General features: G+C 36.6%; 17 protein-coding genes and 1 tRNA gene. 9 read left to right on the top strand and 9 right to left on the bottom strand.

Features of this window, described 5'->3' with window-relative positions; all coding sequences use genetic code 11:
- Window positions 1-70: 70 nt before the first annotated feature.
- A complete protein-coding gene (locus EKL96_RS14235; protein ID WP_158615229.1) occupies window positions 71-226 on the top strand; it encodes a hypothetical protein in 156 nt (51 codons plus the stop codon).
- Window positions 227-231: 5 nt separating this feature from the next.
- Here the strand turns inward: EKL96_RS14235 and EKL96_RS11925 are convergent, their stop codons facing one another.
- The 6 genes from EKL96_RS11925 to EKL96_RS11900 all read right to left on the bottom strand — a co-directional run bounded on the left by EKL96_RS11925 (window position 232) and on the right by EKL96_RS11900 (window position 10,614).
- Window positions 232-537, bottom strand: coding sequence for a helix-turn-helix domain-containing protein (locus EKL96_RS11925; RefSeq protein WP_126462634.1), 306 nt, complete (start codon window positions 535-537; stop codon window positions 232-234).
- A 5-nt stretch (window positions 538-542) separates the two neighbouring features.
- Complete coding sequence (locus EKL96_RS11920; protein ID WP_126462631.1) at window positions 543-896, bottom strand: type II toxin-antitoxin system RelE/ParE family toxin; 354 nt, start codon at window positions 894-896, stop codon at window positions 543-545.
- Window positions 897-1,169: 273 nt separating this feature from the next.
- A complete protein-coding gene (gene purL / locus EKL96_RS11915; RefSeq protein WP_126462628.1) occupies window positions 1,170-4,922 on the bottom strand; it encodes a phosphoribosylformylglycinamidine synthase in 3,753 nt (1,250 codons plus the stop codon).
- 91 nt (window positions 4,923-5,013) lie between these two features.
- Window positions 5,014-6,849 (bottom strand): endonuclease, encoded by a 1,836-nt coding sequence (locus tag EKL96_RS11910; RefSeq protein ID WP_126462625.1) that lies wholly within the window; start codon window positions 6,847-6,849, stop codon window positions 5,014-5,016.
- Window positions 6,850-7,160: 311 nt separating this feature from the next.
- Window positions 7,161-8,936 carry an endonuclease gene (locus tag EKL96_RS11905; protein WP_126462622.1) on the bottom strand — a complete coding sequence of 592 codons (1,776 nt, stop codon included), beginning with the start codon at window positions 8,934-8,936 and terminating at the stop codon, window positions 7,161-7,163.
- Between the two features lie 151 nt (window positions 8,937-9,087).
- On the bottom strand, window positions 9,088-10,614 hold the full coding sequence (locus tag EKL96_RS11900; RefSeq protein ID WP_126462619.1) for a hypothetical protein: 1,527 nt from the start codon (window positions 10,612-10,614) through the stop codon (window positions 9,088-9,090).
- A 115-nt stretch (window positions 10,615-10,729) separates the two neighbouring features.
- Between EKL96_RS11900 and EKL96_RS11895 the strand changes: the two genes are divergently transcribed.
- The 4 genes from EKL96_RS11895 (at window position 10,730) to EKL96_RS11880 (ending at window position 13,162) form a co-directional block, all read left to right on the top strand.
- Window positions 10,730-11,167, top strand: coding sequence for a PaaI family thioesterase (locus EKL96_RS11895; RefSeq protein WP_126462616.1), 438 nt, complete (start codon window positions 10,730-10,732; stop codon window positions 11,165-11,167).
- Window positions 11,167-12,243 (top strand): chorismate-binding protein, encoded by a 1,077-nt coding sequence (locus EKL96_RS11890; protein ID WP_126462613.1) that lies wholly within the window; start codon window positions 11,167-11,169, stop codon window positions 12,241-12,243. The genes EKL96_RS11895 and EKL96_RS11890 overlap by 1 nt, the downstream gene beginning before the upstream one ends.
- Before the next feature lie 52 nt (window positions 12,244-12,295).
- Entirely contained in the window at window positions 12,296-13,012 is a 717-nt protein-coding gene (gene bshB1, locus EKL96_RS11885; protein ID WP_126462610.1) for a bacillithiol biosynthesis deacetylase BshB1, read from the top strand.
- A 74-nt stretch (window positions 13,013-13,086) separates the two neighbouring features.
- A tRNA-His gene (locus EKL96_RS11880) sits at window positions 13,087-13,162 on the top strand.
- Between the two features lie 104 nt (window positions 13,163-13,266).
- On the opposite strand, the gene EKL96_RS11875 is transcribed toward EKL96_RS11880, so the two are convergent.
- A complete protein-coding gene (locus EKL96_RS11875) occupies window positions 13,267-14,472 on the bottom strand; it encodes an aminotransferase class I/II-fold pyridoxal phosphate-dependent enzyme (protein ID WP_126462607.1) in 1,206 nt (401 codons plus the stop codon).
- 280 nt (window positions 14,473-14,752) lie between these two features.
- On the opposite strand from EKL96_RS11875, the gene EKL96_RS11870 reads away from it, so the two are divergent.
- The 3 genes from EKL96_RS11870 (at window position 14,753) to lpdA (ending at window position 17,314) form a co-directional block, all read left to right on the top strand.
- On the top strand, window positions 14,753-15,211 hold the full coding sequence (locus EKL96_RS11870) for an Lrp/AsnC family transcriptional regulator (RefSeq protein ID WP_126462604.1): 459 nt from the start codon (window positions 14,753-14,755) through the stop codon (window positions 15,209-15,211).
- A 416-nt stretch (window positions 15,212-15,627) separates the two neighbouring features.
- A complete protein-coding gene (locus EKL96_RS14230; RefSeq protein ID WP_156063275.1) occupies window positions 15,628-15,783 on the top strand; it encodes a hypothetical protein in 156 nt (51 codons plus the stop codon).
- 127 nt (window positions 15,784-15,910) lie between these two features.
- Window positions 15,911-17,314 carry a dihydrolipoyl dehydrogenase gene (gene lpdA, locus EKL96_RS11865; RefSeq protein ID WP_126462601.1) on the top strand — a complete coding sequence of 468 codons (1,404 nt, stop codon included), beginning with the start codon at window positions 15,911-15,913 and terminating at the stop codon, window positions 17,312-17,314.
- A gap of 77 nt (window positions 17,315-17,391) precedes the next feature.
- Here lpdA and EKL96_RS11860 read toward each other — a convergent pair whose 3' ends face one another.
- Window positions 17,392-17,772 carry a DoxX family membrane protein gene (locus EKL96_RS11860; protein ID WP_126462598.1) on the bottom strand — a complete coding sequence of 127 codons (381 nt, stop codon included), beginning with the start codon at window positions 17,770-17,772 and terminating at the stop codon, window positions 17,392-17,394.
- 36 nt (window positions 17,773-17,808) lie between these two features.
- Window positions 17,809-18,213, bottom strand: coding sequence for a VOC family protein (locus tag EKL96_RS11855; protein ID WP_126462595.1), 405 nt, complete (start codon window positions 18,211-18,213; stop codon window positions 17,809-17,811).
- A gap of 142 nt (window positions 18,214-18,355) precedes the next feature.
- Here EKL96_RS11855 and EKL96_RS11850 point away from each other — a divergent pair, with 142 nt between their 5' ends.
- Window positions 18,356-19,642 carry an anthranilate synthase component I family protein gene (locus tag EKL96_RS11850; protein ID WP_126462592.1) on the top strand — a complete coding sequence of 429 codons (1,287 nt, stop codon included), beginning with the start codon at window positions 18,356-18,358 and terminating at the stop codon, window positions 19,640-19,642.
- The last annotated feature ends 12 nt before the right edge of the window (window positions 19,643-19,654 follow it).

Below are 19,654 nucleotides of genomic sequence, written 5' to 3'. Positions count from 1 at the left end.
AATTTTGCGGACTTGTTTCATAGGCTAAAATTAAGATTATTTCTTAACTTAATGTGATGGCTAAGTTAGCATGTCCAAAGAAAGGCTATCAATCAATGTTGGAGATTTACATGGAACTCAACCCATCACTTTGCGAACCGCCGTATACGAGACCCGAACGTACGGTGGTGTGAGAGGCGCACTCCGTCAGTTTCTGGCGGAGCCGTCTACTCGATTGGCGGGGTAGTACCTTTATTCGGTTAAACTTAACTTTAAGTGTCCACCTAAACCTAGTCTAATTATTCTCATTAATGTAGAAAGTCTTATATCGCTGGTGTTATTTTCAATTTTAGATATATACGATTTTGTTGTTCCACATTTTAATGCCAGTTGTTCTTGTGTCATTCCACGTTCTTTTCGCATTTCTTGTAACATAACACCAAGTTCGAAGGTCTCGTATTCTTCTTCGTATTTTTCACGGGTTTCGGTTCCTGTTTTCCCGTATTGAGCATCTAAGTGTTCGGCAAATGTTGTAATTTTTTTATTTTCAGTTTTCATAATCGTTACTTTTTATATTTATTTTCTAAATATTCTGCTTTTAGTTTTTCAGCTATTTTGATTTCTGATTTCGGGGTCTTTTGTGTTTTCTTCTGAAATCCATTTACTAAAACAACAATCTTTCCTTTGTCAAAAAAACTAAAAACTCTAAAAATATCTGAACCGACTTCAACACGAACTTCAAATATTCCGTCTGCACCAGTCAAATGTTTGAAAAACTTTTCGGGGATTCTTTGTTGAGTTGAAATTAACTGTAAAGTCCAGTTAAATTTTTTCTTAACGTCTTCTTTTTGAGCGTTAAAAAAATTAAGATAATAGTCTTCGTAATAAACAACTTCTCTTATAAATTTCTGACTCATTGGGCAAAGTTAGTCAATTAGATAACTTTAGCAAAGTTTTTGACTGGTAATTTTCAACTTTGCAGTTCTTTGGTATTCCCGCCAACTAGTCAATAGGCGATACAAACCTTCTCACATACACTTAAAATTGACTAGATTGGCGAAGTTTTGTTTCACTTTGTCTATTTTCAAATATATTAAAATTTTCTTACAAATCATCAAAATGGCTTTTAAATTCTTTTCCATAAAAAAAGCGTTCCTGAAAAGGAACGCTTTAAGAAAGTATAGAATAAATTATTTTTTATCAACCCATTTTCTGGCATTGACAAAAGCTTCATGCCAAGGCGAAACTTCATCGTCTCTATCTTTTGGATAATGTGCCCAGTTCCATTGAAATGTAGAGCGCTCTATGTGTGGCATCATTACTAAATGTCGTCCTGTTTTGTCGCAAAGCATGGCCGTATTGTAATCCGATCCGTTTGGATTAGCAGGATAACCTTCATAGGCATATTTAGAAACAATAGTATAATTTTCTTCCCCCATTGGCAAGTTGAATTTTCCTTCGCCATGCGAAACCCAAACTCCAAGCGTACTTCCTGCTAATGAAGAAAGCATCACTGAATTGTTTTCCTGTATAGTCACTGATGTAAAAATACTTTCGTGTTTGTTGCTTTCGTTATGCAGCATTTTTCCATGTACGTCATGCTCCGGATTAATTACTTCCAATTCCATGAACAATTGACAACCATTACAGATTCCAACAGACAAGGTGTCGTCTCTCTTAAAGAAATTGTCTAAAGCGGTTTTTGCTTTTTCATTGTATAAAAATGCTCCCGCCCAACCTTTGGCAGAACCCAATACATCTGAATTCGAGAATCCACCAACCGCGCCAATGAACTGAATGTCTTCCAAGGTTTCACGACCTGAAATTAAATCGGTCATGTGAACATCTTTTACATCAAAACCGGCTAAGTACATGGCATTTGCCATTTCGCGTTCCGAATTACTTCCTTTTTCACGGATAATAGCTGCTTTAGGACGCGGTTTAGAAGCATCAATTACAGGTTTTTTTCCTGTAAAATGTGCAGGGAAAGTATAGTGTAACGCTTGATTTTTATAATTATCAAAACGCGCTTGAGCCATTCCGTTCTTCGATTGTTTTTGGTCTAATAAAAAAGAAGTTTTGAACCAAATATCTCTGTATTTAGCAATGTCGAAAGTCAAAATTTCAGGAGAAGAACTGATTATTTCCAGTTTGGCTCTCTCTCCTTCGGGGAGGGCTGGGGAGGGGATTCCCAATTTATAGAAAGAAACGGTATTAGCATTCAATTTAGATTCTACTTCAGCATCCGATTTTGCTTGGAAAACAATTCCGATATTTTCAGCAAAAAGATATTTAATGATGTCTTTTTCTTCGAATCCCGAAGCTTCGGGAGAGAAATCTATTTTAGCTCCCAAATTCACATCGGCAAAACACATTTCCAATAAAGTAGTAATCAAACCACCACTCCCAATATCGTGTCCTGCAAGAATATTGTTTTCTAAAATTAATTCTTGAATGGTATTGAACGCTCTTTTGAAAAATGCAGCGTCTTTAATCGTGGGTACTTCTTGTCCAATAGTATTCAACGTTTGTGCAAACGAAGAACCGCCTAATTTGAAATCATCTTGAGATAAATTAATGTAATAAATAGAACCGCCATCTCTTTGTAAAACAGGCTCTACTACTTTTCTAATATCGGTACAATTTCCACCTGCTGAAATAATCACCGTTCCCGGCGCAATTACTTCTTCATTTGGATATTTTTGTTTCATGGAAAGAGAATCTTTTCCGGTTGGAATGTTGATTCCCAATTCGATTGCAAAATCCGAACAGGCTTGAACAGCTGTGTATAAACGGGCGTCTTCGCCTTCGTTTTTACACGCCCACATCCAGTTTGCCGAAAGTGAAATTCCCTTTAATCCGTCTTTTATTGGTGCCCAAACAATGTTTGATAAAGATTCAGCAATAGCCGTTCTTGTTCCTGCCACCGGATCAATTAATGAAGCAATAGGCGAGTGCCCAATCGAAGTGGCAACTCCTTCTATTCCTTGATAATCCAAGGCCATTACTCCACAATTATTCAAAGGCAATTGCAAGGGTCCGGCATTTTGTTGTTTGGCAACTTTACCACCCACACAACGGTCTACTTTATTGGTCAACCAGTCTTTACAAGCTACAGCCTCCAATTGAAGTACCTGCTCTAAATAGGTTGAAATGTTTTTCTTGTCGTAACTTAAATCAGTATAATTTCTTTCAATTGTTTCGTCTGTCATGACCACTTTTGGAGAACTTCCAAAAAAGTCTTCTAAAGCGAAATCCATTGGTTTAGCACCTGTTGATTTTGATTGGAAAGTAAAACGGTGATCTCCAGTTACGTCACCCACTTGGTACATTGGAGCACGTTCCCGATCGGCAATTTTTTGCAATAAATCGATGTTTTCCTTTGCAATAACCAATCCCATTCTTTCCTGAGATTCGTTACCAATGATTTCTTTTGCCGAAAGGGTAGGATCTCCCACAGGCAATTTGTCTAAATCAATTAATCCGCCAGTTTCTTCCACTAATTCCGAAAGACAGTTTAAATGTCCGCCAGCACCGTGATCGTGAATCGAAACAATTGGATTAATATCGCTTTCTACCAAACCACGAATGGCATTGGCAGCACGTTTTTGCATTTCTGGGTTCGAACGTTGGATGGCGTTCAACTCAATTCCTGAACTGAAAGCTCCGGTATCTGCTGAAGAAACTGCAGCTCCACCCATTCCAATTCTATAATTTTCACCACCAAGTATCACAATTTTATCGCCTGTTTGTGGTTTTTTCTTAATCGCTTGATCTAATTTTCCGTACCCAATTCCGCCCGCTTGCATAATTACTTTGTCGTACCCTAATTTTCGACCCGTCACACTGAGCGTATCGAAGTGCTCGTGTTCGAAAGTCAGGATAGAACCTGTAATTAACGGTTGTCCAAATTTATTCCCAAAATCAGAAGCTCCGTTGGACGCTTTGATCAAAATATCCATTGGCGTTTGATACAACCATTTTCTTTCGGTCATACCATTTTCCCATGGTCTGCTACCCTGAGCGGAGTCGAATGGGGCTTCTAAACGAGAGTATGAAGTCATGTAAACAGCCGTTCCTGCCATTGGCAACGAACCTTGTCCACCTGCTAAACGATCCCGAATTTCTCCGCCAGAACCTGTTGCAGCCCCATTGAAAGGCTCTACCGTTGTTGGAAAATTATGTGTTTCTGCTTTTAATGAAATAACCGAATCAAATTCTTTGACTTCATAAAAATCAGGTTTATCAGCGCTTTTTGGAGCAAATTGTTGTACCCGAGGCCCTTTTACAAAAGCAACGTTATCTTTGTAAGCCGAGACAATATCGTTCGGATTTTCTTGGGATGTTTTCTTGATTAATTTGAATAAAGAAGATTCTTTTTCTTCCCCGTCAATTATAAAAGTTCCGTTGAAAATCTTGTGGCGACAGTGTTCTGAATTGGCTTGTGAAAAACCAAAAATCTCAGAATCCGTTAGTTTTCGCCCTAATTTAAGCGCTAGATTATCTAAATATGCTACTTCTTCCGGACTCAAAGACAATCCTTCTTGTTTGTTGTAAGCAGCAATATCATCGATGTCCAAAATAGCTTCCGGAAGTACATTGATAGTAAAAATATCTTGATTCAACTCGGTGTACTTTTGCGAAAGCATCGGGTCAAAATCAGAAAAATCAGCGGTCGCTTTATGAAATTCCTCGATTCTAATGATGCCGGATATTCCCATGTTTTGGGTGATTTCTACAGCATTAGTACTCCAAGGGGTTATCATTGTGGCGCGAGGACCAACAAAAAAATCCGTCAGTACGGATTTTTCTATTTTATTTGAATTGGCAAAAAGCCAGTTGAGTCTTGAAATGTCTTGAGCTGACATTTCGACTTCGCTCAATGCGTTTTGCGTATGTACGGCATAAACAGTCTTGCTTTGGTTTTCAAAGAAATGGATCATTGTTATGTAGTTTGTTGTATTGCGGTGCAAATTTAGTCAATTAAGATTAAATTTGGAGTAAAAAAAAAGCGGCAATTTGCCGCTTTGTTAATTAGTTGATTATTAATTTCTTGAGGACTGAATTGGAATCAATAGTCACTCGAACCAAGTACGTTCCTTTTACACTATTTGGCAGCGTAATTTCTGATTTGGTGCTGTTTTCGTCGCTGTAAATTTTCTGACCAATTATAGAATAAATTTCGATAGCATAGCTTTTATTCGAATTATTGATAGAGAAAGTTCCATTGGATGGATTTGGATAGAGGGCAATATCATTTATATCTAAAGCCACACTGGTTTTTGGTGTTTTTTCAATCGTACGACTTCCTAAATTGTTACACGTATCTGATGTAAAGGAATCCCATTGGGTTGTTTTATTAAAAGTAGTTGTTGGTGCCGTAACGGTTGATTTTCTTCTCAGGGTTTGATCCGCCGCAAAGTTTGCAGTTCCACCGTTAAAAGTTCCAATGATATCAATTAAGACGCCATTTTTGAATAAACCTACAGCATCATTCCCATTAAAAGTCATTTCAGTTGCTGATGTAGAAAGGTTTGCTGAGCTTGTAGGATAACAACTAGACGCCATTAAACTATTTACGATTGTGAATTTACTGCCGGTATTCAAAGTCCCTGTTAGGGCTAATCCTGTACTCCAGGCACCGGAACCATTCGTTTGTTTTTTTATGCTATAAATCGATAAGCTGATCGCGGCGCCAGTTGCGTTCGAAATTTCCAAAGCTTTATTGTTTGAAGAGCCTTCAATATATTCTGAAAATAATAAATCTGTTGCAGTTGAACCACTTGCTGCAGCAGTTGTCACATTCACCGTGTTACTTGGGCCAGAGATATTTCCTGCAGCATCTTTAGCTTTTACAAAGAAAGAGTAGGCAGTAGAAGCGGTTAGCCCAGTGATAGTGGTTGTTGTTCCGGTTGTGGTTGTTTTTAAAGCACTGTTCATATACACATTATAGCCAGTTACTCCACTATTATCAGAGGAAGCCGTCCAGTTTAATGAAACGGAATTTGATGTTGTTCCGCTAGCAACTAAATTCGTTGGAGTAGTTGGGGCTTGTGCATCAGCGCTTGGGTTCCAAATTGCCTGTACATACTCAGGATGATCAATATAAGGATTCCTATTGTTTTGAGAATTATAAATGGCATTGTTGCGATCAATTTCTCTAGTGCTGACAGGATCTTGGTTGTGCCAAGTAATCAATACGTTTAAAAAAGCGGTCGTGAACACTTGATTACTCGATCCATTGAACATTGCATAGGAATAACCAGCAACTGTATTTTCATAACGGGTGGCAAAATAAAAATACATTCGGGCAATATCGCCTTTGAATTCATTGATAGGTTCAAAAATAGGTCCTGAATAACCAGAAGTTGTACTCGTTCCAAGTTTACTTCCGTTTAAGGAAGTCCAAGACGCAGAAGTCACCGGACCGTGCGGATAATTAGAACGCTGACCGTTTACTTTTCCGTCTGTGGGTGTGATGAAATGGGCATCTGAAACCATTGGGGCTGCAGAACCAAAAGTAGATTGCGGAATGATGTGTTCTCTATTATAGCAATCGCCTTCTACGCTGTAATTTCCACATCTTTGGGTTGTTCCGGCGGAGTAGTTATAAGGGTCTGTTCCGGCAGGATTTTCAGAATACATGTCTAAAATTGTGGCGTCATTTTCAAAGTAATAATCCCTGTCCGAGGTTTGATATATGGTATATAAACCGCCATATCCGTTATCCGTATGCCCTTTGATGACGTTGTATAATTGTGTTTTGAGTGTGTAACTAGTTCCTGTGGCGGTATTGTAATAACCACTTGGTATTTGGGCTATCGTTGCTGTGACGAACAGTAATAATAATGTAGAGTAGATTTTTTTCATAATTTAAATTTGTTTTGGTTATTGGGGTTAGTCTCAGGCTTCCAAATGGGAAAATACTGAAGACTCACAAATTTATAACATTTTGGATGGTATATGTTATGAAATTATGAAGGTATTTGCATTTTTATTAACATAATTAGTAACATTTGAAGTACAACAGGTTGCATTTTTTTTAGAAAAATAAACAGGAAACCTGTAGCGCTAAGTTGTAAAGGAGCTAAAAATTTTCTTTTTATGTATAAAACAAGTCTAAAATAAAACAAAAAAAGCGGCAATAAATGCCGCTTTAAAAGAAATGGTTCGTGCTTAAATTAGTTTACAATTAGTTTTTTAGTAACTGATTTAGAATCGTTGGTTATTTTAATTAAATAAACTCCTTTTTGAAGATTGTTAACCGCTGCAGAAGAACTGTTGGTATACTCTTTTTCAAAAACTTTTTGTCCTAATACTGAAAATACTTGAACCGAGTATTTTTCATTTGAATTATTGAAATTTATTTTGATATTTCCATTGGATGGATTGGGATAAATTTCAAAACTTTTTGTTTCTAATTGATCAACACCAAGTGAAGCGGCACAAGTCCAAGAAAGATCATCAAATCGAACACGATTTGATGCTGTGCTGTTTCCAGAAAGGGTAATAATCACATTCCCAGTTACATTGATGTTTGGTATTGTCGTCGTCGTTGACGTACTGCTGTAAGGGATAGTGCCAACTTCTGTTCCATTGACATTCAGTTTAAAAGATCCTGCAGATCCAGAAAAAATAAGCTGGGTGGTAACTGTCAAATCCTTGATACCATTAGCAACAGATGAAGAGGTAAGAGCGCCATTTCGTATTGTTATTGCTCTTGAATTTAATGTTTGGTCGGTACGAGAATCAGTAGAGGTCCATGTTATTCCTGCGTTAGTCCACGTTTGTGTAGCATAAGAACTTGCATTTGCAGGAATAGTTTGAAAATCTTCAGAGGCACAAAAAGTGGTACCGGCAGCTGGTGCTTTAGTGGTTCCATTTACTGATGTACTGGCAACCGAAGAATTTCTTTCAGCATCTCTGGTTATAATATAAAAGGAATAAGTGGTAGATGCAACTAAACCGTTTACTGTAGCAGTTAACCCTGTTTCGGTAGATTTTAATGTACCGTTTACATACACATCATAACCGGTAACACCAACATTATCTGTTGCTGCTGTCCATGTTAAAGTAGCCGAGTTTGAAGTTGTTTCGGTTACTATTAAGTTTGTAACAGCAGAGGGAGCTTCAATATCAACCGCTTCAGTTTTCCAAATAGCCGTTACATAGTTAGGATTGTCAATGTAAGGATTTCTATTGTTCTGGCGCGCATAAATAGCGTTGTTACGGGCAATTTCTCTGGCACTTACCGGATCTTGATTGTGCCAAGCCAGCAGTTGATTTAAAAATGCGGTGGTAAATACTTTACTAGTTGAATTGTTGAACATTGGGTAATTGTATCCGGCAACTGTATTTTCATAACGAGTGGCAAAATAGAAATACATACGGGCAATATCCCCTTTGAATTCATCTATTGGTTCAAAAACAGGACCTGTATAACCTGCTGTTGTACTGGCTCCAAGTTTACTTCCGTTAAGGGTAGTTTGAGTAGCGGTTGCTACTACAGAATGCGGGTAATTAGATCGGATTCCATTTACTTCTCCGTCAGTAGGCGTTATGAAATGCGCATCAGAAACCATTGGTAAGGCTTCGCTGAATATAGATTGCGGTATAATGTGTTCTCGATTGTAACAATCTCCTTCTTTTGCGTAACCACTGCTTCCGCATCGTTGCGTAGTTGCAATAGTGTACGTATATGGATCAGCTCCGGCAGGATTTTCAGAGTACATATCTAAAACTGTTCCGTCCTTTTCAAAGAAATTATCAATATCGGAAGTTTCATAAGTAACATATAAGCCTGCATACGTTTGTACTGTATGGTCTTTGATGATGTTGTATAATTGAGTTTTCAACGTGTAGCCCGTTCCTGTGGCATTGGTATAATATCCTGCTGGCGCTTGCGCAAAACCTGCCGTGAAAAGAAATAAAAAGAGAAGTGAGTAGATTTGTTTCATAGTCTGATAATAGATTAAATTGGTTTTAAAATAGATTGGATTTTTGAGTAAAATTTTTGATAAAACTACTCTTTAAATCGGTGTATCAGGTTACTAAATAGTTAATTATAGGAGGCGTTTTGTCTTAGTTTGTGTTGTCATTCAAAGTTGTTTATTTTGGGAATACTTTGTTTTGATATGCGCCTAAATCGGGGGGTAAACTTCTGGTGTTTCCTGTAATATCTAACGGAATCAGGTATGCCGAATTCCCTTTTGCGAAAGCAGCCGAAGTTTCGTTAATATTAAATTTGTTCTGTGTTATATTAAAGAATTTTGGATCCTTGTTCAAAAGTATCGCATTGTAATGTGCCGTATCCGTACTGAATTGATAATCAGGATTCGTTGCAAATTGATTCGATGTGTTATCAAATTTAATCAGGCAATTATTAAATTGGTATTCAAAAGTGGCTCCCGTTTTCTTGTTTAAACTCATTTCGTTTGAATAGGAACCGTAAATAATGCAGTTGTTAAAAGTAGCTGCGGTTAAATCTTTAACTTCCGGAATTGCTCCCAAAATATAATTATTTATCAAAACCGCCACTTGTTGGGAACTGTTCCAGTTGTTATTGAAGGTTGAATGTGTAAAGGAATAATTTCCGCCATACGTACAGGCTAAACTGGCTAATCCGGCATTATTGATGACTATATTTTCTCCATTTATTTTTGCGGTCTGCGCCAAAATTCCAAAGGTACTGCTGTTGTAAATTTGAGTGTTTTTGATAGAAACTGTACTGCCATCATTATTTTGAATCAATAATCCGATAGTGGCATTTTTAATCGTCAGGTGATTCAATGTGTTATTCGTACTGCCATCAGTAAGCCAAATGGTTCCCCATTGTCCCGGAACATCCGAAAAATTAGTTTCTAAACGGTCGCCTTCAAAAATGACTTCGTTTTCCAGTTTATCCGTTATAGATACTGTTCCATTAATATTGATGGAGGCATCATTGGTTACTATAAGCCCAGAATTAGCATGGAAATGAACTCGGGTTCCCGCCTCAAAAGTGGCTGTTTTATTTGAAGGAACTGCTGCATATCCATAAATTACATAGGGTTTGTCATTGGTAAACTGTAATTCATTTCCATTTACAGGATCGTTTTCATCCAGATAAAAGCCATCTATTTTTTGGTCTCCAATAGGTAGTGTTTCAGTAGTTCCATTAGTAAAACGCTTTGGATAAAGAAAAACAGCGTCTTGAATGAGCGTTACCAGTTCTACATTTTGCCGGTTTTCGCCACTGTCAAACTGAATTTGATCGGTGTATAAAAAATCGTTTGGGTTAGCATCAGTACTATTTGCAGTGGTTTCTATGAAAATATACAAACTGTCTTTGGCTAAAAGAGCCACATTAGTAAAAATTTTACCTTCCGTTCCCTGCATTCCGTCAACGGTCATTCGGTATTTAGAACTTAATCCTTTTCCTAATTTAATGGTTGGAATGGTAATGTCATTTTTGCTTTTGTTGAATACTTTGAGTCGGTACGTGCTGGAACCAATGTTTGAAAAAACAGTGTCGAGATAAATAGTGTCTTTGGAAAAAGCTAAATCACCGGTGCTGGCTACGGTCTCAAAATCAGATCGGCAGGAACAAATGGAGAATACTATTCCAATAAAAAGCAAGACTATTTTGGCACGCATCTAGTTGTATTTTTTGTAAAAATAGGAAAAATCTATTTCGAAATCAGAATAACAATTGCAATTACTGTTTTGTGACTTATCTTTTATTTATTTTTACATTTCTAAAGCCAATAACATGACATTCGACAAAGAAAAAATACTTCAATATTGCAATCACATTTCTAAAAACACCTTAATGCAAACGTTGAATATTGAATATACTGATGCAGGAGAAGATTTTTTAGTAGCCACAATGCCTGTTAATCCATCCGTACATCAGCCAATGGGATTGTTGCATGGTGGTGCTTCAGTAGCTTTAGCAGAAAGTGTGGGCAGTGCAGCCTCAATGCTGTATGTGAATTCTGAGCTAAGTGAAGTGCGCGGAATCGAGATTTCTGCCAATCATTTGAAAGCAAAGCGGGACGGAATTGTAACGGCAACAGCTCGAATCGTGCACAAAGGACGAAGCATTCATCTTTGGGAAATACGAATTACGGATGAAAATAATACCTTAATATCGCTTTGTAAATTGACTAATATGATTTTGCCAAAAAGAAAAAGCGAAAACAAATAATGGAAGCAATTATAGCTAAAGCCAAAAAACAGTTTCAGGAAAAACTACCTTTTGTTTTGTATTGTAAGCCTGATTCAGCAGAGGTAATTGGTTTTTTTCAACAAAATGATACGGTATTTTCAGCTGTTGATTTTACCGAAAAAGGGTTTGTTTTTGCCTCTTTTGATGGAGCAAAAACGCATTTGATTCCTGAAAATGAATCGGAAATGGTGCGGGTTACTTTGAAAAAAAAAGAAAATGCTATTTCTAAAAATGAATTTACGATTGTAGATGCCTTGGCTAAAAATAATTTTGAAGCTTTAGTTTCCAAAGGGATCCAGTCCATAAAGAATAACGAATGTAATAAAGTAGTGCTTTCCAGAAAAGAAACCGTTGAAGTAGCAGATTTTGATTTGGTTTCCACTTTCGAAAAATTAGTACAGCTTTATCCTTCTACTTTTGTGTATTGTTTTTATCATCCAAAAATTGGAACTTGGTTGGGCGCTACACCGGAGCAATTACTGAAAGCAACTGAAGCCGTTTTTGAAACGATTTCTTTGGCGGGAACGCAGAAAGATTTGGGTTTATCCGAAATTACTTGGCACAAAAAAGAAAAAGAAGAACAGCAGTTTGTAACGGATTATATTGTTTCAAAACTGGAAAGTGTGGCTTCCGGAGTTTTGGTGACGGAGCCGTACAGCGTCAAAGCGGGAAGTATCTGGCATATAAAAACAGATATTTCTGGACGTTTAAATTCCGATTCCAGCTTGCAAAAAGTAATTCAGTTATTGCATCCCACACCTGCCGTTTGTGGATTGCCAAAAGAAAGTGCTAAGACTTTTATTCTAGAAAACGAGCAGTACGACAGGAGTTTTTACACCGGTTTTCTGGGGGAATTGAACAGCAGTTTCACGACCAATACCGTAAGTTCTGATTTGTTTGTAAATTTGCGGTGCATGCAAATTGATTTTGATTCGAATCTCGCATTGACTAGCGCATATTTGTATATGGGTTGTGGTATCACAAAAGATAGCGTCCCTGAAAAAGAGTGGGAGGAAAGCGTCCATAAATCAATGACAATGAAAAAAGTATTATAAATATTAGATGAAGGCGAGTTAGTATAACTTTAAATAAAATAAACAGAAAATAATGAAATTAGATATATTGGCTTTTGGTGCGCATCCTGATGATGTAGAGTTGGGTTGTGCGGGAACCATTTTAAAAGAAATGTCCTTAGGAAAAACAGTTGGGATTATTGATTTGACACGTGGCGAATTAGGGACTCGCGGTTCCGCTGATATCAGAGATCAGGAAGCGAATGCTGCTGCAAAAATACTGGGTGTTTCAGTGCGTGAGAATTTAAAAATGCGGGATGGCTTTTTTGTCAATGACGAAAAACACCAATTAGAAATTATACAAATGATTCGCAAGTACCAGCCGGAAATTATTCTATGCAATGCTATTGATGACCGCCATATTGATCATGCAAAAGGAAGTAAATTAGTGTCTGATGCTTGTTTTTTATCCGGGTTGATCAAGATAGAAACTTCATTAGCAGGCGAAAAGCAAGCGCCTTGGCGGCCAAAAATTGTCTACCATTACATTCAATGGAAAAATATAGAGCCGGATTTTGTAGTCGACATTACAGGTTTTACCGATAAAAAAATTGAAGCAATTTTAGCCTACAGTTCCCAGTTTTATGATGCCAACTCAAAGGAACCGGAATCCCCAATAACAAGCAAAAACTTTCTGGAAAGCCTGAATTATCGCTCCAGAGATTTAGGAAGGATTGCAGGACTGGATCATGCAGAAGGTTTTACGACTGAAAGATATTTGGCAGTCAATAGCTTAGTAGATTTGATCTAATTTTCATGTAATTTTTTGAAATAAATATTTGCAGAAATAAACTTATATCGTATATTTGCAACCGCTAAGCAAATGGTGGTTGTAGCTCAGTTGGTTAGAGCATCGGTTTGTGGTACCGAGGGTCGCGGGTTCGAGCCCCGTCTTCCACCCAGAAAGCAAAAGCTTCGAAGAAATTCGAAGCTTTTTTTGTGTTTTCTAGTTTTCCTTAAAAATGATACGCGGCTAAAGGATAATCATTCTATGACTATGGCTCCTTATTTTAGCAGATTCAATTCCATCATACAGACCTTCATACTTTGATACGTTCTTTCAATATCATTGTCTAATCCGATAGAAAACCGAATCAAACCGTCTGTCAATCCCATTTCAATTTGTTCCTCCAAAGGGATTTCGCTGGAAGTTGAGGTTCCCGGCGCGCTGAATAAGGTTTTATAAAACCCTAAACTCACCGCCAGATACCCTAGATTTTTGGCCTGCATCAACTCCATCAAAGCATTGGCTTTCACCAAAGTTCCAACATCCAGCGTCATCATCCCGCCAAAACCATATTCAGGATTAATCATGCTTTTATAGATCTCATGACTGGGATGGCTTTTTAACCCCGGATAGACTGTTTTGATTCCGTCTTTTTCAAAACGTTCCGCCAGATACATCGCATTATGGCTGTGCTGTTTCATTCTGATGTGCAGCGTACGCAAGTTTTTCATCACACTGGCAGATCGCAGACTATCCATCGTTGGCCCCAATAACATGCTGGCTCCACTGTTTACATTTTTTAAACTATCAATAAATTCCTGAGAGGCGCATGTTACTCCGCCCACCGTATCACTGCTTCCGTTGATGTATTTTGTCAAACTGTGAATCACAATATCAGCTCCTAATTTAGCAGGCGAAACGGATAGTGGCGAAAAAGTATTATCAACAACTAATTTCAAATTATGTCTTTTTGCAATTTTTGATAAACCTTCAATATCAGCCACTTCCAATAAAGGATTGCTCACCGTCTCACAATACAAAACTTTAGTTTCAGCAGTAATAGCAGCCTCTACAACTTCAAGTTTTGTGATGTCAACAAATGTGGTTTTGATACCTAATCTAGGTGTAAAATTCTTCAGGAATGCATACGTTCCGCCATAAATGGTTCTGCTAGAAACAATATGGTCGCCGGAACCGCACAATTGCAACAAAGTAGGCGTAATCGCTCCCATTCCGGATGCCGAAACGTTCGCTGTTTCCGTGCCTTCCATGGCTGCCAAGGCTTTGTCCAGGTATAAATTACTCGGCGAGGAATGACGTGAATACAAATAACAGCCTTCCATATTGCCTTCAAAAGTATCGAACATCGTTTTTGCCGATAAAAAAGTGTAGGTTGAGGAGTCAGAAATAGAGGGATTCACACCACCAAATTCGCCAAAGTACTGCAAATCCTGAATGTTGTCTGCGGGATTGAAATTTTTCATAATTATTTTTTATTGTTATTTGAAGCTATTCCTGCTATTCACTCTATCTTTTACTTTTTAAAGAAAAAAGTAAAAGGATGCCGTTGCTATCAGGGCTTGGACATTCCGGTATGTCAAGAAATCCTATTCAAAACAAAATATTTTAAGATTAAAAATCAATAGTCTGTAGTTTTATTAGATTATAAAACTATATAACACTAAATAATCAATTTTTTTCACTAAATTAGTTCGGTAATCAGGATTTTTATAGATTATCTATCAATTTGAAATTTGCAACACAATGACATTAGATTCAACAGACAAAAAATTACTTTTTTTATTACAAAATGATAGTAAGAAAACAACCAAAGAATTGTCCTTAAAACTCAATCTTTCCGTTACTGCCGTTTATGAACGCATTAAAAAATTAGAAAGAGAAGGGGTTATTGACAAGTATGTTGCGTTGATTAATCGCTCCAAAGCCGAGAAAGGATTTGTGGTTTTTTGTCACCTCAAATTGATACAGCATACCAAAGAGTTTCTCACGAAGTTCGAAAGTGAAGTGGTGAAACTAAAAGAAGTTTTAGAATGTCATCATGTGAGCGGTGATTATGATTATATCCTGAAAATTGTGGTAAAAGATATGGAAGCTTATCGAGAGTTTTTAGTAACGAAACTAACGACATTACAACATATAGGAAGTACGCACAGCACATTTATGATTAGCGAAGTAAAAAGCACGACTGTCGTTGATATATAAATGTTGATTGTTTTAATGTCATTAAATTTAGAATAAATCAATTGCTCCATGAAAACTAAAGAAATTAGACAAAAGGGTATTGTGAATTTTGGAAAACTTATCCAGGATGATTCAAAATTAGTCGTTTTGGAAGGAATATTTGACGCTATTTTAAACTGAGAAAAAGCTTCCCTAGTTTCGGATAATCAGTATCAAAAAGTGGAAGAAGCCAGAACCGTCTATCATTCCGGGAATAGTTTATCAACTTCTTGGGAAGATTTGGAGAAGCAATTAAATGCCTAATATGGTTTTTAAAATAGTTATTTCAAAATTAGCAGAAATTGAAATAATTGAGGCTATTGAAATTTATAAAAGTAAAAAAAGGGATTAGGGAAAGTTTTTTTGTTTACCTGAAAGGATATTTAAAAATATTAAAAATGAATCCTGAACTATTCCCACTAAAAAAAGAACCGTTTTTCAGAGAATTATCCTTTAAAAAATTCCCTTTTGTAATTATTTATGAAGTATTTAATGATGAAATTATTATTTACTCTGATTTTCATACTTATAGAGATCCTTCTAAAAAGCCATAAATAATTTTTTGATGAATATTGGTTATGTCATTTTCATAACAAAAAACCTTCTGAATTAAACTTCAAACAAAACTTAATTCCTTAATTTTGTGGAACATTTTATAAAAACACAATAAAAAAAAATACTATGAGTTCATTTGACGTAGTCATTATAGGTTCTGGACCAGGCGGATATGTATCAGCAATTCGTTGTGCACAACTGGGTTTTAAAACAGCAATTATCGAAAAATATTCCACTCTTGGAGGAACTTGCCTCAATGTTGGTTGTATTCCTTCAAAAGCACTGCTTGCTTCTTCTCATCATTACAGTGAAATTGCACATTTTGCAGATCACGGAATTGAAGTTTCCGGGGAAGTAAAAGTAAACCTTGAAAAAATGATTGCGCGCAAACAAGCAGTTGTAGATCAGACTTCTGGTGGTGTGAAATTTTTAATGGACAAAAATAAAATTACAGTTCTGGAAGGATTGGGTTCATTTGTTGATGCTACGCATGTTGCGGTGGCAAAAGCAGACGGAACTTCTGAAACTATCGAAGCCAAAAACATCATTATCGCTACAGGTTCAAAACCATCTTCTTTGCCTTTTATCAAAATTGATAAAGAAAGAATCATCACTTCAACCGAAGCATTGAAACTTAAAGAAGTACCAAAACATTTAGTAATTATTGGTGGTGGAATTATCGGGATCGAATTAGGTCAAGTGTATTTGCGATTGGGATCACAAGTTTCTGTTGTAGAATATTTAGACCGAATTATTCCTGGAATGGATGCTTCATTGTCTAAAGAATTGACTAAAGTATTAAAAAAACAAGGCATGAAATTCTATGTTTCACACAAAGTGAAATCCGTAGAACGAAATGGTGAAGGCGTTGTAGTTCAAGCTGAAAATACAAAAGGAGAAACAATTACGCTGGAAGGGGATTATTCCTTAGTTTCTGTAGGTCGTCGTCCGTATACTGACGGATTAAATGCTGATAAAGCAGGTGTGAAAATCTCAGATAGAGGAATGGTAGAAGTAAATGATCATTTGCAAACTTCAGTTCCTACTATTTATGCAATTGGCGATGTGGTGCGTGGCGCAATGTTAGCACACAAAGCAGAAGAAGAAGGAGCCATGGTGGCTGAAATATTAGCAGGTCAAAAACCACATATCGATTATAATTTGATTCCCGGAGTTGTGTACACTTGGCCAGAAGTGGCTGCTGTAGGACAAACAGAGGAGCAATTGAAAGCTTCCGGAGTTGAGTATAAAGCAGGAAGTTTTCCTTTCAAAGCTTTAGGACGCGCAAGAGCTGGTGGAGATTTAGACGGATTTGTAAAAATTCTTGCTGATGCAAAAACAGATGAAGTACTAGGCGTTCACATGATTGGGGCTCGTTGTGCGGATTTAATTGCTGAAGCAGTAGTTGCAATGGAATTCAAAGCCTCTGCTGAAGATATTTCCAGAATGTCTCATGCTCATCCAACATTTGCAGAAGCGATCAAAGAAGCAGCACTAGCCGCTACTGACAATAGAGCGTTGCATGTGTAATTAAAGAATAAATTTTTGCTTTAGAATAAAGAAACCCGCTACATTGAGCGGGTTTTTTTGTTATGAGGTGCACTTATTTAGTCTTTAGCAATAAATAAACTTTTATAATTGTTCCAATGGTTAAAAATTAGAAACATATTTCCCAAGAATAAGAAAAGGGCAGTAGGAATTCCCTCTGGAGACAAGAAAAAATTTATGAATAAAATGTTGATGGTTATTGGTAAAATCAAAATACTGGCAAGAGTAACATAACGCCCTGTCAAAAAGGCTAGGCCACATAACAACTCAATAGACTTGGCTAATGGCATAATGTAAGTAGAGGCAACCAAGCCCACATTAAAAGCCTTGAAATTTCCGGTAACCTCCGGTTCTGGAGCTAGTTTCAGAAAAAAACTAATTGATGCATAAAGAAGTAAAATTCCAATTAAAGTTCGGATAATAATAATTACAATTTTCATAGTATATGGTTTTATTGGTTACATATTTGAGAATAATTATTGGGGAATTGCACGTTCATCCATACACATAATTTCCCATTGGTGTCCGTCCAAATCCGCAAAACCATGGGCATACATCGATCCGTGATCTTGTGGCTCCATATACGTTGTACCACCCGCAAATATCGCTTTTTGTACTATTTCGTCCACTTTTTTTTTGCTTTCAACATCTATTGCGATTAATACTTCGGTATTTTTATGGGCATTGCAAATTTCTTTTTTGGTAAAGTCTCTAAATCGTTGCTCAGTAAGCAGCATCACAAAAATGTTTTTTCCTGTAATCATGCAAGTGGCTTGTTCATCAGTAAATTGAGGATTGAAAGAAAATCCGAGTTGTGTAAAAAAAACAATGGATTTTTTAAGGTCTTTAACTGCTAAATTAAGGAAAATTTTTGAAGCCATAACGGGAATGATTAAACGATTAAAAAAATCCAAAATTGATCACGCACTACCAAATTTACAAAAAAATAAGCTAATTTTAGCATAACCAGTTATTGAAGAATTTTTTTTGTTGTAATTTTGAATTTTTAAACATTAAAACTTTTTGAGAACTTCAATTTATAAGTCTATTTCTGATTCAAAATTGTTCAAACAACAACTTTTACTTTGGTCACAACAATTTCGTGAAGTTGTTTTTATGGATAGTAATGAGTATCCGCAACAGTACTCCAGTTGCGATTGTATTCTTGCCGTAGATGCTTTTACCTCCATCAAAACAGATGTTTACAATGCCTTTGAGGATTTGAAACAGTACCAGCAAAATACGAAAGACTGGCTTTTTGGTTATTTATCGTATGATTTAAAAAATGATATTGAGCAGTTGCAATCTGCTAATTTTGACGGGCTGGATTTTCCGGATTTGTATTTTTTCCAACCTAAGAAACTGTTTTTATTGAAAGGAAATCAACTCGAAATTCAATATCTCAATATGTGTGTGGAGGAAGTGGAGGCAGACTTTAAAGAAATTAGTGTTCAGTGTTCAGCGTTGAGCGTTCAAAATTCACAAATAACGATCCAACAACGGATTCCGAAAGAGAATTATCTTCAAAAAGTTTCAAAAATATTGGAACACATTCATCAGGGCGATATTTATGAAGCCAATTTCTGTATGGAATTTTTTGCTGAAAATGCAACGATTGATCCCATAGAAAAATTTATAAAACTCAACGAAATTTCTCAGCCGCCATTTGCCGTTTTTTTTAAAAACAACAATCACTTTTTACTTTCGGCGACACCGGAACGTTATTTAAGGAAAGAAGGAGAACTTATTATTTCGCAACCGATTAAAGGAACTGCAAAACGATTTTCAGACCCAATTGAAGATGAAAAATCGAAAATGCAATTGGCTTTAGACCCAAAAGAACGAGCCGAAAATATTATGATTACGGATTTAGTGCGCAATGATTTGTCTCGAACAGCACAAAAAGGATCCGTTGAAGTACAAGAGTTGTGTACAATTTATTCTTTTTTGCAAGTGCATCAGATGATATCAACGGTTACGTCAAAGTTAGAGGCGCACTATTCTATAGTAGATACTTTAAAAACAACTTTCCCAATGGGAAGTATGACGGGTGCACCAAAGATTTCGGTGATGAAAATAATTGAAAAACTGGAAGAAACAAAACGCGGTTTATATAGCGGTGCTGTGGGGTATTTTACACCAAATGGTGATTTCGATTTTAATGTAGTTATCCGAAGCATTTTGTACAATCAAGAAAAAAAATATGTTTCTTTTTCAGTTGGAAGCGCTATCACGTCGCCATCAATTCCTGAAAAGGAGTATGAAGAATGTTTGCTTAAAGCAAAAGCGATGCGAGAAGTTTTAAGTTAAATCAAAATGAAT

The sequence above is a fragment of the Flavobacterium sp. LS1R10 genome, assembly GCF_003968825.1.
Classification (GTDB): Bacteria; Bacteroidota; Bacteroidia; order Flavobacteriales; family Flavobacteriaceae; genus Flavobacterium.
Note: the sequence above shows the minus strand (reverse complement) of the source record. Positions and strands in the feature narration are given on the sequence as shown.